This is a genomic window from Bacteroidales bacterium (assembly GCA_023228145.1).
In the GTDB taxonomy this organism is placed as follows: Bacteria; Bacteroidota; Bacteroidia; order Bacteroidales; family CAIWKO01; genus CAIWKO01.
In genome coordinates, this window is the sequence record JALOBU010000019.1 from 37,846 (window position 1) to 53,810 (window position 15,965).

The window sequence follows — 15,965 nt, forward strand, 5'->3', positions numbered from 1 at the left end:
AATGTATTACCAATAATGAAACTAACGGCTTGTATTCTCTTATGGTCTCTCTGCGCTATCAATCTTTGTTGGGGGCAAGCCGTCAGTATTAACATTAAAGACAATAAAAAAAAACCGCTTCCAGGCGTTTCGGTAAAACTTACCAAAGTGGAGGATTCGGTTGCCATGCTTGGAGCTACTGATAATAAAGGCATTGCCCGGTTTGAAAATATCCAAAATGGCTTGTATGTTGTTAAGTTGAGCTACATCGGATTTGAGACACTCGAAAAATCCATAACCATAAAATCCGAGGCACGCACTTTCAGCTTTCAGTTGAAAGAAGGGGCAATAACCCTCGGAGAAGTTTCGGTAGCAGCTCAAAAACCTCTTATCCGCCAGGAAGACGATAAGATGATTGTGGACCCGCTGCCGCTGATAAATACAAGCACCAACACTCTGGAAGTACTTGAAAAAACTCCCGGCATTTACGTTGACCAAGACGGAGGCGTTTACCTGACCGGCACCTCCCCTGCCACAATTTTCATCAACGGCAGGGAACAAAAAATGAGTAATCAGGATATCGCATCCCTTTTGCGAAACCTTCCTCCCGGTAGTGTAGATAAAATTGAAGTGCTCCGCACACCTTCCACAAAATACGACGCATCAAGCTCAGGAGGCATAATAAATATCGTCCTGAAAAAAGGAGTGAAAATCGGACAGTTTGGAACGGTGAATGCAGGAATGAACCAGGGTTTTTATGGGAATCAGTTTGCAGGGTTTAATTATAATTACAGCGGTTTAAAAACAACGGCATATATAAATCTGAATTACACCCATCGCGAAAGAATGGAGCAGCTTAATAATTTTCGCCTGCTGGCATCCGACACACTTCTTTCGCAGTCGGGGCGCTCAAGGTATAATACTCATAACGCATACCTCGGTTATGGGGTGAGTTACGATATCAACGAAAAAACAAGTTTCAGCTACGACGGCAGAATAAATGGCGGGGTGCCGTATTCCTGCACAAACAACTCCAATGTCATTAATACAAGCAGTGAATTGCTGCTGGCGGAAAATGACAATAAAATTGATAACCACTCAAAAAACCTTAACATTCAACAAGATTTTGGATTGTTGTGGAAGTTAGACACTTCCGGCTCCAACCTCGATACCAAATTAACATATAGCTTCAACAACAACAGCAATGTTCAGGATTATATATCAAATTACTCCCTGCCTGTATATGCTGAAATTCTTGGGAAAGGCAATAACCTGCAGCAAAGGCATTTTATTATTTTTCAGTCAGACCTCACCTGGCAGTTTCCCTATAAAATAAAAATGGAGGCAGGCATCAAAAGTTCCTACCAGAACTACGACAGCGATGCCGATTATCTTATAAACACCGGGGGCACTTACGAACAGGATTCACGAAGAACCAACGCCTTCCTGTACCAGGAAAATATCAATGCTGCCTATATTCAGGCATCAAAAACATTCGGAAAATACTTCACCGTGAAAACTGGTGTCCGCATGGAACACACCTTTATGAAAGGCAGGCAAAGCATCCCCTCCGATACAAGTTTCTTAATCAACAGGGTCGACTGGTTCCCGTATATTTATATCAGCCGGCGCATCGTAAAAGTTCTTGGCATTGAATTGAAAGGCTATCTGATTTACCGCCGTACCATCAGCCGGCCGGATTATCAGAACCTGAACCCTTATGTTAAATATGTGGATGAATTTCTTTACGAAACAGGGAACCCTTCCCTCAAGCCACAGTTCACCGACAATTATGAAGTCAACATCAGCTTCCAGGAATTTCCTGTGCTAGCTTTCGGACAGAACTTCACCAAAGATATTTTTTCCGGCGTGGTTTACCAGGATGAAAACCAGCAGGCCATATCCGTAAGGACTTTTGACAACCTGGGAAAAAGCACTGAAACCTATTTCAGGCTGATGGTGGGAATACCGCCGGGGAAAAAATATTTCTTTGCGCTTGGCGCACAGTATAATTACAACAAATACAATGGAATATATGATAACCAGCAGATTGATTACAGCAGGGACAGCTGGAGGCTCTTCACTTTTCATTCACTCACTTTGTTCAAATATACCAAAATCACTTTAAGCGGTTTTATGATGGTACACGGGCAGATGAATTTTTACGAGTTAAAGAATTTCGGGCAATTAAACATTGGGCTCAGTCAGTCATTTCTTAACGGCAAACTCACCCTGTCGCTTAGCGCCAGAGATGTGCTTAAAACCGTGAAAACCAAGTTTGAACTTAACCAGGGTTCGATACATATATACGGTGACAGGTACACCGACAGCCAGCGCTTTGGGATAAACATCAGGTATAATTTCGGTATAAAGAAAAAGGAAGTAAGAAAAGGCTTTATGCAATTTGAGGAAGAGGAATAGTTATTTAGTATTGGTTGCTGCTAAAAAATTGAATGCTGCAAACAAAAATTAACCTAAAAAATTTACATATACCCGGAACGAAAGCCCATGCAAATTATACAAAGCTGCTCGCCGCGATAAATTCGCATTTCCTTTCGAAATAACCAAAATGGATGAGCCTGTAGCAATCACTCGTATGTCAGTATAATCATCATATATTTGTTTCATTGTTTAGGCAACATACCAGACGACACTTTTATAATTCGGCTTCACTGCGGGTAAAAAGCGCTATCTTCTGCACAAATTATATTGATGGAGTAATGGTAAAATAGCCTGTGATATTAATATCTTCAAACCTTTGATAAAACAAAAAAACCGGTGATTTCTCCCCGGTTTTTCCCAACTTAATTATGAAAAATTACGCGGTCAGTACCAATTCTTTCTGTTCAATAAGTTTGCGGAGGTTGATAAGCGCATAGCGCATCCTTCCCAGGGCCGTATTGATGCTGACATTGGTTGATTCGGCAATGTCCTTAAAACTCATATCGTAATAATGCCGCATTATCAGTACTTCTTTCTGCTCTTCGGGCAAATATTCTATAAGAGAACGGACATCGTTATGAATCTGGTCGTGGACCATTTTATCCTCGATGGAATTGTCGAGAATGCGCACAGTATCGAAAACATCGTAGGTTTCGCTGTTTTCAATGATGGGAATCCTTTTTGATTTGCGAAAGTGGTCAATAATAAGGTTGTGTGCAATACGCATCACCCATTGAAGAAACTTGCCTTCTTCTTTGTATGCACCGGTACGTATTGTATTAATCACTTTCACAAAAGTGTCCTGAAAAATATCTTCCGACAAATGAACATCCTTAACAACCATCAGGATGTAAGAATAGATTCTTTTCTTGTGTCGGTTTATCAGGACTTCAAGGCTGGCGTGATTACCGGATAAATAACTATCAATTAACGCCTGGTCGTTGGTTAATTGCAGTGTCATATTACCTCCCGTTTTATATAATAAAATCAGGGTAATTTTTTATCCGATATGAAGTCCTCCAAATTTAAGTTATACGATAATTATTTAACGATGTATTTGAAAAAAATATTGTGAAAACATCAAATAACATTGCAAAGATATAACATTTTTTTACGAACTCCAAGCTTTATTTTCTTAATTTTGAAAAAATTTAGATTTTTTAACTTTTTTGCTTTTTATAACTAATGGAAATTACTAATAATGAACACATTGAGACCAAAGGCCACATACTAATAAAAAACGCCCGTGTTCATAACCTCAAAAACTTCAGCATTACATTACCGCGAAACAAATTAATTGTCATTACAGGCTTGTCAGGTTCCGGGAAATCTTCCCTTGCTTTTGACACTTTATATGCTGAAGGCCAGCGCCGTTATGTCGAAAGCTTAAGTTCCTATGCCCGGCAGTTCCTTGGCAGGATGCCCAAACCGGAAGTGGATTTTATCAAAGGGCTACCGCCCGCCATAGCCATTGAACAAAAAGTCAAGACTCACAACCCCCGTTCTACAGTGGGCACCAGTACAGAAATATACGACTACCTGAAACTGCTTTTTGCAAGAATAGGAAAAACCATCTCACCTGTATCCGGCAGGGAAGTGAAAAAGCATAATGTTACAGATGTGGTGGATTATATCATTTCACAACCACAAGAAAGCCATATTTATATTGAATGCCCACTGGTATTAAATAACGGCCGCACCCTGCAGGAACACATACAGGTACTACTCCAGCAAGGCTACCGCCGAATCAGAATAGATAAGGAAGTATTGACTATTCATGATATTGACTTATCCGTACAAAAAATTAAAGCAAAAGAAAAAATCAATCTTATCGTTGACAGAATCATTAACAATACCGAAACTGCTGTGGGCCGCGAACGAATAGCCGACTCCGTACAAACAGCATTTTTTGAAGGCAAAGGCAGTTGTGTCATAATAACTGAGACAAACGGCAAAAGCACTTCAAGGGTTTTCTCTGAAAGGTTTGAAATGGACAACATGACTTTTGAAGACCCTTCCGTGAACTTATTTACTTTCAACAACCCTTATGGCGCCTGCAAAGTTTGTGAAGGCTTCGGCAGTGTTATAGGAATAGATGAAGATCTGGTGATACCCAACAAAAACCTTTCTGTTTACGAAGATGCTGTAGCCTGCTGGAAAGGCGAGAAAATGAGCGAATGGAAAGAAGAACTTATAAAAAAAGCTTACATATTTGATTTTCCTATCCACAAACCATATATGGAGCTTTCCGAAGCGCAAAAAAAACTCTTATGGGAAGGCAACAGCTATTTTGGCGGCATTAACGAGTTTTTCAAATACGTGGAAACACAAACCTACAAAATCCAATACCGTGTGATGCAGGCCAGGTACCGGGGAAAAACCATCTGCCCCGACTGTAAAGGCACCAGGCTGAGAAAAGATGCTTCCTATGTTATGGTAGGTGGAAAATCTATTATTGACGCTGTGTTGATGCCTGTGGAAGAACTTCTGAATTTCATGAAGAACCTCAGATTGAATGAGTACGAAAAAACTGTTTCCCGGCGCATCCTGACGGAGCTCATACAACGGCTGATGTTTCTAACAGATGTGGGCCTGGGATACCTGACACTGAACCGCGCTTCGAACACCTTGTCGGGAGGAGAATCGCAACGAATCAATCTGGCCACAGCCCTTGGCAGCAGCCTTGTAGGTTCTTTATACATTCTTGACGAACCCAGCATAGGCTTGCATCCACGCGACACCTCAAGGCTCATCAGCGTGTTGAAACGGCTGAGAAACATCGGGAACACCGTGGTTGTAGTAGAGCATGATGAAGACATCATCAGGGCATCCGACCAGATAGCCGACATAGGCCCTCTGGCAGGCATGCACGGCGGCGAACTCGTATTTCAGGGCACATACGACGAACTGCTGAAGTTTGATGGCTCTCTTACATCAAAATACCTCAGGAAAGCAACATCCATCCCGCTGCCAAAATTCCGTAGACCATGGAAACAATATATTGAAGTATGCGGCGCCCATGAACACAACCTGAAAAACATCTGCGTAAAATTTCCCCTAAATGCATTTACGGTAGTCACCGGTGTAAGCGGCTCAGGAAAAACCACACTGGTCAAAAAGACACTCTTTTCTGCATTAAAAAAAATCTATGGCGGGCATTCTGAACGTAGCGGAAAACACCTGAAAATTGAAGGAAACACAGACCGTGTTGCCAATGTGGAATATGTGGACCAGAACCCTATCGGAAAATCTTCACGCTCCAACCCTGTAACTTATGTGAAAGCTTACGACGATATAAGGGCTTTATATTGCGACCAGCCGCTTTCGAAAGTTAGGGGCTTTAAACCAGGATACTTTTCATTCAACATTCCCGGCGGGCGGTGTGAAGAATGCCAGGGCGACGGCTATGTGACGGTGGAAATGCAGTTTATGGCCGACATTCACCTGAAGTGCGAAAGTTGCGGAGGCAAACGCTTTAAAGACGAGGTGCTCGATATCGTATGGAACGGAAAAAATATTACTGATGTCCTTGACCTAACCATAGAAGAAGCGCTGAAATTTTTCGACAGCCAGGGAAAAAGAAACTCATTGGAAGCACACATAGTAAACAAACTGCAACCTCTTGCCGATGTTGGATTGGGTTATGTCAAACTCGGGCAACCATCAAGCACGCTCAGCGGTGGCGAAGCACAGCGGCTTAAGCTCGCCAGCTTCCTCACCAAAGGCAGTGTGGACAGGGCTACTCTCTTTATTTTTGACGAACCGACAACCGGGCTTCATTTTCATGACATTCACAAACTTTATGAAGCATTCAATGCACTTATTGATAACGGACATACCATCGTTGTGATAGAACACAACATGGAGCTCATCAAATGTGCCGACTGGGTTATTGATTTGGGCCCGGAAGGCGGTGATGCAGGCGGATATGTGGTGTTTGAAGGCAAACCCGAAGACCTTCTGAAAAGTAAAAAATCTTATACGGCAAAATTCCTGAAAGATAAACTCCTTTAAGATTGTTTTTAGAAAGAGCAGTTGGAGCACCACTCATAGTGGTACTCCGACTTACCAACAATTTTAAAAACCGGCAAAAAATGTTACCGGTTTTAAAAATCATAAATATAAAATTTTTTTTATTGTGCATATAATACTATTCAGCAATTTTTGGATACTTGTAAGTTGAGCAATAAGATACTTTGCTGAAGGATAATTCTTCGATTTTATGCACAATTGAAGCCAATAATTGGTTTCGTAGGCTTCTTTTGCCGCGATCTTTAATTTATGAGTAAAATCATCATTACTTTCTGCATTTTGAGCTTCATTAATATTCGCCCAAATGGAAGTGCCTGATTTTAGTAATTGGCGTGCAATTTCATATTTCTTTTTTTATTCAAGAGTTTCGCAATATTCAATAATTCTGAGTGCTAACTCAAAACTCAATTCTAAAATTTCATTTTTCTTTTCTATAATCATAATATCAATACTTCCGTTAATCGTCACATCAGCTAATTATCACATCAATACATCCATTAATTTTTGATGATTTTAAAAACTTTAATTTCCTTACTTTCTTCGGTAACTTTCAGAAAATAAACTGCTACAGGCAGGTGCCCGATAGAAATTTTTGTCTCCGTATCACTAATGCTTTTAAGCTCCAGCAACTTCCCATTAATATCAAACAACTGGCAATTTAATTTTTCCAAGTTATAATTTTCAACTTTCAGCGTCAGATGGTCACTGGCAGGGTTCGGGTAAGCCGTACAAATCAGGTTAATTTCACCAGCTTCTTCAATTTGTGTAATGATGGAAATCTCATACGGTTGCTGTACACCCTGAGCTACGGAGCCATTAGCTCCGCTATTTGTGGTATATACAATCTGCCCTATGGTGTAACTCGCAGAACCTCCCGCTCCGCTGGCATTACCGCCGGCACTTACCGTATTATTCTGGGCACAAAGCTCTGTAAAGCCGAATAATAAAGCAATACAAATGAATGTAATTTTTTTTCTTATTTTCATAAAATTGAGTTAATAAAATACCGTTAATAAATTTTGCATAAATATATTAAATATTTCAGCTAATTGCAATAAAAATTTCAAATTAAATATGACCAGCAAAAATGTTTAGTAAAGGCGAAATGGTGAGGAAAAAACTATTCTGCGTAAAGGTCATACACATCAGCACGGGTAATTTTCACAGTATAGAAACTACCGGCCTTCATTTGTGCTTTGGCAAGAGGTATCAAAACTTCGTTGTCAATCTCCGGCGAATCATATTCAGTACGGCCTACAAAGAAATCACCTTCCCGCCTGTCGATGATGACTTTCAGAGTCTTGCCCACAAGCTTTTTATTATGCGCCAACGATATTTCCTGCTGCAACGACATCAAATCTTCCATACGCTGCTTTTTTACTTTCGAAGATATACTTCCTTCGAACTGCGCAGCTTCAGTGCCGTCTTCAGGCGAATATGCAAAAACGCCCAAACGTTCAAACTGCTGCTCCCTGATAAAATCATTAAGCTCTGTAAACTGTGCCCTGGTTTCAGCAGGGTAACCCACTATAAAAGCTGTACGTAAAGCTACACCCGGAACTTTATTACGAATTTTTTTTAATAGTCCAATAGTACCTTTTTTGTCAATACCCCTGCGCATGGATAACAAGATTTCATCATTTGCATGCTGCAAAGGAATGTCAATGTATTTGCAGATATTGTTACGGCTTTGCATCACATCAAGCACATCTTCGGGAAATCCTGCAGGAAACGCATAATGCAACCTTATCCATTCAAATTGATTTATATCCGAAAGTTTCTCCAACAGCTTTGCCAGGCTTCTTTTTTTATATATATCCAGGCCGTAATACGTGATATCCTGGGCAATGATAATAAGCTCTTTTACATTTTTTTCTGCCAGCATTTCTGCTTCTTCAAGAATTCTTTCCATGGGGTAAGAAATATTCGCTCCGCGTATAGATGGAATGGCACAAAACGAACATTTGCGGTCGCAGCCTTCTGAAATTTTCAGGTAAGCATAATGAGGCGGGGTGGACAAAAAACGATGGTCTGTTAATTCACAATTTTTTTTAGAAATTTCTTTCAACAACAACCTGGTTTCATTTAACCCAAACACCCCATCAATCAATGGGATTTCTCTCAGCAAATCATTTTTATATCTCTGTGCAAGGCAGCCTGTAACAAATATTTTAAAATTATTTTTCTGTTTCAGGTCAATATAATGTAAAATAGTGTCCACGGATTCCTCTTTGGCATCATGAATAAATCCACAGGTATTAATGACTACAATATCAGACTTTTTATCCGAGTTATGAAAAATTTCAAATTTATGCTGAGGCAGACTGGCAGATATTTTCTCCGAGTCAACCATATTTTTCGGACATCCCAGTGTGACAAAATTCACTCTGGATTTTTTTTCATTCTTTTTGTCGGTTTTGTTATCAGGCATGCTGAAAAAATGAGTCCACAAATTCCCCGCTATTGAATACCTGCAGGTCTTCCATTTTTTCTCCAACACCGATATATTTCACAGGAATTTTAAACTCTTCGGAAATTCCCAGCACCACGCCACCCTTTGCAGTTCCGTCAAGTTTAGTAATAGCCAGAGCATTCACTTGGGTGGTTGCCGTAAATTGCCTGGCCTGTTCAAAAGCATTCTGCCCCGTAGATGCATCCAATACAAGAAGTACTTCATGGGGTGCTTCGGGGATGACCTTCTGCATCACCATGCGTATCTTTGACAGCTCATTCATCAGGTTTACTTTATTGTGCAGACGCCCCGCCGTATCCACAATCACTACATCGGCAAGTTTGGCTTTTGCCGACGACACGGTGTCGAAAGCAACAGAGGCAGGGTCTTTTCCCATACCATGGCTTACCAGCGGCACCCCTGCCCTCTTGGACCACACTGTAAGCTGGTCAACAGCTGCTGCGCGAAAAGTATCAGCAGCGCCTAGCATGACACTATATCCTTTATTTTTAAACTGGTATGCCAATTTTCCGATAGTAGTGGTTTTACCCACACCGTTCACACCAACAACCATGATTACGTATGGCCTGTTTCCTGAAGGTAACTCAAAGTCCTCGGCAACGTTAGCATTGTTTTCAGCCAAAAGACCGATTATTTCTTCTTTAAGAATATTATTAAGTTCCTGTGTCCCTAAATATTTATCGCGGGCTACACGGCTTTCAATCCGTTTAATGATTTTAAGTGTAGTATTTACGCCAACATCAGACGAGATAAGTATTTCCTCAAGCTCATCCAGGACATCGTCATCCACTTTTGACTTGCCAATAACGGCCTTAGAAAGCTTGCCAAAAAAACTTTCCTTGGTTTTTGACAAACCCTTATTAAGATTTTTTTTGTTTTCCTTTGAGAACCTGGTAAAAAATCCCATCTACCTTGATTTTTATATGAAAAAAAAACAAGCTTCTCCTGCTGAAAAGCTTGTTTCTAATTTAAGCTTCATATTTCTATTTTTTCGCCAGATAATCTTTTACGCTATCATTTGGTACAATCTCTTCCTTAAAAGTGTAAGCTCCTGTTTTATCAGATTTTACCATGCGGATGACTTTCGCAAAATCCTTACCGGTGGATGTTTTAAGTGATGCAATAACTTTCTTTGCCATGACGTAAAAAATTTATTTGATTTCTTTATGTACGGTTACTTTTTTGAGTATCGGATTGTATTTTTTCAGTTCGATACGTTCCGGGGTATTTTTCTTGTTTTTTGTAGTAATATAACGCGATGTACCCGGCATTCCGCTGTTCTTATGCTCGGTGCACTCTAAAATCACCTGTATGCGTGCATCCTTTGTTTTCTTTGCCATTGTGCCTGTTTTTTATTTTGAGGGTGCAAAGATATAACTTTTTGATGAAATAAAAAAATTGTTTGAAATATTTGTACGCTCTGTTTTCAATTCTCAAAGATCAATATTTTGAATTTAAAAAAAATAAAAAAGAATGTTTTGGAATAACATACATAATTTGTTATATTAATCACAACTCAGATAAACCTTGTTAAATATAGTGCTATCGTAACAACATATAAGAAATTGGCCACTTTTTATTAAATAAAAATAAAAAAGTTCGCATTTTGTGAACTTTTATTATTATCTTTGCTAAAAAATTTCGACATCTAATGGTGCATATTATTTTATATAAACATATTTATGAATTTGGATGCAAACACCCTCAGTATGCAGAAGTTTTAAAGGCGTGGGTTTCACTAGTTGAAGATTGTAATTGGGAAAAGCCTCAAGATATTAAAAACGATTTCAGTTCAACAGATATTATTACTAAAAAGGATAACAAACCAAATACAAAAATGCCTAATAGAGCTGTTTTTGATATAAAAGGAAATCATATTAGGATAATAGTTAAGTATCAATTTTTCAAAAAACAAAAAAAATGCAAGTTGTATCTAAAGTGGATTGGGACACATGCTGAATACACGAAATTATGTGAAAAAAGCTTACAATACGATATAGATTCATTTGGATAATAGGAGAAACAAGTTATGAAAATTAAGATAATTAAAACTGATAAAGATTATAAAGAAGCTCTTAAAAATTTGGAAAAAATAGGTGATGATCCGAATTTTGAAAACGATATTAATTTGATTGAAGAATTCGAGTTGATTGAAAAATTAATTATGGATTATGATAACGAACATTTTCCAATAAAAAGGGGTAATCCCATAGAAATCATCAAATTAAAAATGGATTATATGGGATTTAAACAAAAAGACCTTATTTCTGCAGTTGGGAGCAAAGGATTAGTTTCAGATGTATTGAATAAAAAAAGAAAACTTTCAAAAAAAATGATTCGAGAATTGTCTAAGGTGCTTAATTTAAGTCAGGATATTTTAAATACTGAATATGAAATTTCAAAGTCAAAATGCAAAGAAATTGCTCGAGAAAATACTGAAAAAAAAGAAGGAATTTTTAATTTTTCGAAAACGCTTTTATCAACAATAGAGAACTTTTCAAATCTTATTCTTCAAAGAGGAACAATTATGAACGTTAGCCCAATGATAAATCAATAAAAGATGAAAACAATCACATTTTATTCTTATAAAGGCGGCGTTGGAAGAACTTTAGCTCTAGCCAATATCGCAAAACGACTTTCTGAATTTGGGAAAAAAGTCTGTTTAATTGATTTTGACCTAGAAGCTCCTGGTCTTCACCATAAGTTTAAAGAAAACATCGGTATAAAAGGAATTAATCAAGGGCTTGTTGACTATATAAACTATTTCAATTGTCATAACTCTACTCCAAAGTCACTTACTAACTACATAACCCCAATTGTTTTTAAGAATAAAAAGTATAAAGACATTGATTTTATTCCCGCCGGAAATGTTTATTCTGACGAATATTGGAAAACACTCTTTTCAATAGATTGGATAAATATGTTTTATAAAAAAGGTAGTCATGGAGTAGCTTTATTTGTCGACCTTAAAGAAAGAATTAAAAAGGAGCTTAAACCTGATTATCTTTTGATTGATTCACGAACTGGTATTTCGGAAATATCAGGGATAACAATGTCTTTGATGGCAGATGAAATAGTTTTATTTGCTGCCAAAAATGGTGAAAACCTTCAAGGAATAAAACAAATTATTAAAACATTGGCTCAACCTGAGAATACACTATCCGGCAAACTTCCTAAGCTAAATTTTGTATTATGTAGAATACCTTATTTTGAAAGACCTGATGAGAAAAACATTGAACAAAGAGCAATAAACGAGGTTAATAGAGATTTAAAATCCTTTATATTAGATTCTAAACTATCCTTTAATTTCGAAAAATTATTTATAATTCATTCCGACCCAACTTTAGAAATCGAAGAAAAGTTATTGATGGCTTACCAGTATGAAAAGGAAGAAGAAAATAAACAATATGCACAAAGAAAGTTCAGAATAAAATCTCCTATAGCATCTGATTATTTAGAATTATTTGAAGAACTTACTAAAGGCAAATTATCTGATAAAGAAAAATATATTTTTAATAACATTAAAAAGGCTGAATTTCTGATAGAACGGGTTCAAAATACTCCTGATAATAATAAAAAAAATGAACTGTTAGTAGAAGCAATTAGCCTTAACCCAGAATCAAATGAAGCCTTTTATCTATTAGCAAAAAATTATTATATAAATGATAATTATTGTGACGCTTTGAAAAATATAGAAATAGCAATTGAATTAAACCCTGATTCAAATGAATATTTAGGGCTGAAAGGAAATATTTTAAAAGAAAAAAGTAAAATAAAAGAGGCAAAACAAATCTTCAATGATATTCTATTTCAAGACAAGAAAAATTTTAATGCTCTTGCAAGTTTGGGAGGTATTTATATTGATGAAAAAAAGTATAAGAAAGCACTTGAATATTATTTGAAAGTTGTTGAATATTATCCTGATTATTCAGGAGGATATAATAATGTTGGAAATACATATAGATTGCAAAAAAAATATGATAAAGCCTTTGAATATATATACAAAGCATTGGAAATTAATCCTCGTGATTCTTATAGTACAGGTACTTTAGGTGAAATATACGCTCAACAAGGAAATGTGAATGAATTTTATAAAAATTTTGAATTATCAATATCATTTGGCATGTCTAAAGCAGAAATTGAAAGAATATTTAAAATAGAAGATGTTTACAAGCCATACTTTAAAGAGCAAAAGTTTATTAATATACTTAAGAAGTATAATATTGATATTGATATTTCAAAATTCATATAAATTGATCTCCTAATAAGGTATAACGCAAAATTTTTTTGTTTGTAAAAGATTCTATTAATTTACATAAAGTCGAATATTGCAAATTAAATTTACTAGCAAGATTGCAATGAATCCGCTAATTACGCAAATGGTTATTGCAATCTTTTTATTTTTCTCCCTTTGCGAATTTGTGGTTTATTCCAGTAACTCCTTTTTGTTTAGCTTTGCAATGCATAAAATTTAAAATTATGAAAATAATCGTTCTCGGAGCAGGCCTGGTTGGCGGACCTATGGCTATTGACCTAGCCAAAGATGAGGATTTTAATGTCAGTATCGCCGACATCAATCCCGGTTCGTTCAACTATATGCAATCAATGGGTATTCACACCATACAACATGACCTTTTTGACCCAAACAGGGTGAAAATGCTGGTCGCAGATTATGAGATGGTCATAAACGCAGTTCCAGGTTTTATGGGCTATCAGACACTGAAAGCCATCATTGAATCAGGAAAAAATGTGGTGGATATAGCCTTTTTCCCTGAAGACCCTTTTACGTTGGATGAACTGGCAAAACAAAAGAATGTAGTTGCCATAATGGATTGCGGCGTGGCTCCCGGTATGATGCACATCTTAACTGGTTATGCTTATTACCAGCTTGATGAAACCGAAACCTGCCTTACATACGTTGGGGGCCTTCCTGAAATACGAGAATATCCTTATGAATACAAAGCGGTTTTTTCACCCATAGATGTCATTGAAGAATATACCCGTCCCGCCCGCTTTATTGAAAATCACAAACTCGTTATCAAAGAGGCCCTTTCGGATGCGGAACTGCTTAACTTTCCTGGCATAGGAACACTGGAAGCCTTCAACAGCGATGGCATCCGTTCACTTGGAAAAACAATAAAAGCAACCAATATCAAAGAAAAAACCCTTAGGTATCCGGGCCATATTTCAATCATGAAGGCCCTGCGTGAAACAGGATTTTTCAGCCAGAAAGAAATAGAAGTCAAAGGTGTGAAAGTCAAACCCATGGATGTTACTGCCAAACTTCTTTTTCCGATGTGGAAACTTAAACAGGGAGAACGTGATATCTCCGTGATGAAAGTTATTGTAGAAGGGAAAAAGGATGGAAAAAAGCTGCGCTATACCTTTGACTTGCTCGACCGTTATGATGAAGAAACACAAACTCATTCGATGGCAAGAACCACCGGTTATACAGCTACTGTAGCCCTCCGGATGATAGCTAACGGCCTGTACAAACAAACCGGCCTGTCCGTGCCCGAATATATTGGCAAATATCCCGAATGTGTGAAGTTTATGCTTAACGGGCTTGCCGAGCGAGATGTAAATTATATTGAAACCATCGAAGAAATATCATAAGCATTGCCAGAAAAACCGGTAAAAATATTCCCCTGGGGTAACAGCAGACGTATTCATGCTTTTTCTTCATATTGCATAAAAACATTCGGCAGCCGTCTTCAAAAACTCAGTATTGATGCAGGCTTTACATGCCCAAACCGCGATGGTACAAAAGGCAGCGGCGGGTGTACTTTTTGTGTAAATAATGCTTTTAATCCGTCTTACTGCAAACCCGAAAAAAGTATTACACAGCAAATCAATGAAGGTATCGAATTTCATAAAAACCGTTACCGTAGGGCAACCAAATATATCGCTTATTTTCAGCCATTTTCCAATACATATAAAGACCTGGGCGGCTTAAAAAAAATTTATGAAGAAGCCCTTACACACCCTTTAATCTCAGGCATTTCGATAGGTACCCGCCCCGACTGTGTGGATGATAAGAAACTGGATTATCTTCAGCAACTCGGTTCAAAATATTTTGTAGCTGTTGAATATGGCGTTGAATCATGCAACAACAAAACATTAGAAATTGTTAACAGGGGACATACTTTTGAAACTGCTGCAGAAACAATCCATAAAACTGCAAAACGGAAAATTTTTACTGCAGCACATTTTATTTTCGGGTTTCCCGGAGAAACAACTCAGGATATACTTAACCAAGCACAAGTCATTTCACAATTGCCATTGAACAGTATCAAAATTCATCAACTGCAAATATTGAAAAATACCGAAATGGCTCGTCTGTATAAAAAAAATCCATCAGCTTTTCATCTTTTCAAACTTGATGAATACATTGAACTGGTAATTGATTTTCTTGAACGTTTAAATCCTAATATTATGGTTGAGCGTCTTTCCGGAGAGGTTCCTCCGCACTTTCTTGAAACAAGCTCGTGGGGACTGATACGCAATGACCAGGTACTGCAAGGTATTGAAAAACGTATGGAAGAAAGAGAAACCTGGCAGGGGCGTTTATTTATAAAATAATACTCATTCTGCAATAAAGAGTATAACTCATTTATGGTCAGATCGCGTAAATCATAACTGTACCGACAATAACTTGTAATTGTTTTAACCTTTGGTAATGGGGACAAAAATAGTTGGTGACTTTTGATTTTTTATTTCGTATATTTCGAGCGTAAAACTAAAGAGGAAGTAGGCTCTGCTGGAGAGCAACCTGCCAGCAATAGGTTTTACGGATAGACGCAAAAGGACAGAGAATTAAATCTGTCCTTTTTTTATTATTGCGGTATCCTTTAAATGGCTAAGAAAACTCATTGATTTCTGTAAAACAGGTACCACTTAATAAAGTTCTGTCTATTCATTTTTGACAATCCTCTGTGTATGCTAATATGATTTTTAAGATGACCAAAGAATGATTCAAGTCCATTTGTGGATTTTGGTATCATGGGATTATCAAGATAGTGAAACATATTAGGCAAAG

At 37.6% G+C, this 15,965-nt stretch carries 15 protein-coding genes; 7 read left to right on the forward strand and 8 right to left on the reverse strand.

Annotated elements, in window-relative coordinates; genetic code table 11:
- Nucleotides 1–15: 15 nt before the first annotated feature.
- On the forward strand, nucleotides 16–2,400 hold the full coding sequence (locus M0R16_09855) for a TonB-dependent receptor (GenBank protein ID MCK9613185.1): 2,385 nt from the start codon (nucleotides 16–18) through the stop codon (nucleotides 2,398–2,400).
- A 48-nt stretch (nucleotides 2,401–2,448) separates the two neighbouring features.
- Here the strand turns inward: M0R16_09855 and M0R16_09860 are convergent, their stop codons facing one another.
- Both M0R16_09860 and M0R16_09865 read right to left on the reverse strand, forming a co-directional pair.
- A complete protein-coding gene (locus M0R16_09860; protein MCK9613186.1) occupies nucleotides 2,449–2,607 on the reverse strand; it encodes an AAA family ATPase in 159 nt (52 codons plus the stop codon).
- A gap of 190 nt (nucleotides 2,608–2,797) precedes the next feature.
- Complete coding sequence (locus tag M0R16_09865) at nucleotides 2,798–3,382, reverse strand: sigma-70 family RNA polymerase sigma factor (GenBank protein ID MCK9613187.1); 585 nt, start codon at nucleotides 3,380–3,382, stop codon at nucleotides 2,798–2,800.
- Between the two features lie 224 nt (nucleotides 3,383–3,606).
- On the opposite strand from M0R16_09865, the gene uvrA reads away from it, so the two are divergent.
- Nucleotides 3,607–6,435 (forward strand): excinuclease ABC subunit UvrA, encoded by a 2,829-nt coding sequence (gene uvrA / locus M0R16_09870; GenBank protein MCK9613188.1) that lies wholly within the window; start codon nucleotides 3,607–3,609, stop codon nucleotides 6,433–6,435.
- 99 nt (nucleotides 6,436–6,534) lie between these two features.
- Here the strand turns inward: uvrA and M0R16_09875 are convergent, their stop codons facing one another.
- From M0R16_09875 to rpmG, 6 genes are all read right to left on the reverse strand, one after another.
- A complete protein-coding gene (locus tag M0R16_09875; protein ID MCK9613189.1) occupies nucleotides 6,535–6,747 on the reverse strand; it encodes a four helix bundle protein in 213 nt (70 codons plus the stop codon).
- A gap of 203 nt (nucleotides 6,748–6,950) precedes the next feature.
- Nucleotides 6,951–7,439 (reverse strand): T9SS type A sorting domain-containing protein, encoded by a 489-nt coding sequence (locus tag M0R16_09880; GenBank protein MCK9613190.1) that lies wholly within the window; start codon nucleotides 7,437–7,439, stop codon nucleotides 6,951–6,953.
- A gap of 134 nt (nucleotides 7,440–7,573) precedes the next feature.
- Nucleotides 7,574–8,884: a 30S ribosomal protein S12 methylthiotransferase RimO gene (rimO, locus tag M0R16_09885; protein ID MCK9613191.1), complete on the reverse strand. Its 1,311-nt coding sequence runs from the start codon at nucleotides 8,882–8,884 to the stop codon at nucleotides 7,574–7,576.
- Nucleotides 8,877–9,833: a signal recognition particle-docking protein FtsY gene (gene ftsY, locus M0R16_09890; protein MCK9613192.1), complete on the reverse strand. Its 957-nt coding sequence runs from the start codon at nucleotides 9,831–9,833 to the stop codon at nucleotides 8,877–8,879. The genes rimO and ftsY overlap by 8 nt, the downstream gene beginning before the upstream one ends.
- 76 nt (nucleotides 9,834–9,909) lie before the next feature.
- The gene (locus M0R16_09895) at nucleotides 9,910–10,065 is read right to left on the reverse strand and encodes a DUF4295 domain-containing protein (protein ID MCK9613193.1); all 156 of its coding nucleotides are present in this window, start codon (nucleotides 10,063–10,065) and stop codon (nucleotides 9,910–9,912) included.
- A 12-nt stretch (nucleotides 10,066–10,077) separates the two neighbouring features.
- Nucleotides 10,078–10,266 (reverse strand): 50S ribosomal protein L33, encoded by a 189-nt coding sequence (rpmG, locus tag M0R16_09900; protein MCK9613194.1) that lies wholly within the window; start codon nucleotides 10,264–10,266, stop codon nucleotides 10,078–10,080.
- Between the two features lie 311 nt (nucleotides 10,267–10,577).
- Between rpmG and M0R16_09905 the strand changes: the two genes are divergently transcribed.
- The 5 genes from M0R16_09905 (at nucleotide 10,578) to M0R16_09925 (ending at nucleotide 15,508) form a co-directional block, all read left to right on the forward strand.
- Nucleotides 10,578–10,940, forward strand: coding sequence for a type II toxin-antitoxin system HigB family toxin (locus M0R16_09905; GenBank protein ID MCK9613195.1), 363 nt, complete (start codon nucleotides 10,578–10,580; stop codon nucleotides 10,938–10,940).
- Nucleotides 10,941–10,955: 15 nt separating this feature from the next.
- The gene (locus M0R16_09910; protein MCK9613196.1) at nucleotides 10,956–11,483 is read left to right on the forward strand and encodes a hypothetical protein; all 528 of its coding nucleotides are present in this window, start codon (nucleotides 10,956–10,958) and stop codon (nucleotides 11,481–11,483) included.
- A gap of 3 nt (nucleotides 11,484–11,486) precedes the next feature.
- Entirely contained in the window at nucleotides 11,487–13,178 is a 1,692-nt protein-coding gene (locus tag M0R16_09915; GenBank protein MCK9613197.1) for an AAA family ATPase, read from the forward strand.
- A 227-nt stretch (nucleotides 13,179–13,405) separates the two neighbouring features.
- Nucleotides 13,406–14,542 carry a saccharopine dehydrogenase NADP-binding domain-containing protein gene (locus tag M0R16_09920; GenBank protein ID MCK9613198.1) on the forward strand — a complete coding sequence of 379 codons (1,137 nt, stop codon included), beginning with the start codon at nucleotides 13,406–13,408 and terminating at the stop codon, nucleotides 14,540–14,542.
- A gap of 3 nt (nucleotides 14,543–14,545) precedes the next feature.
- Nucleotides 14,546–15,508 (forward strand): TIGR01212 family radical SAM protein, encoded by a 963-nt coding sequence (locus tag M0R16_09925; protein MCK9613199.1) that lies wholly within the window; start codon nucleotides 14,546–14,548, stop codon nucleotides 15,506–15,508.
- The last annotated feature ends 457 nt before the right edge of the window (nucleotides 15,509–15,965 follow it).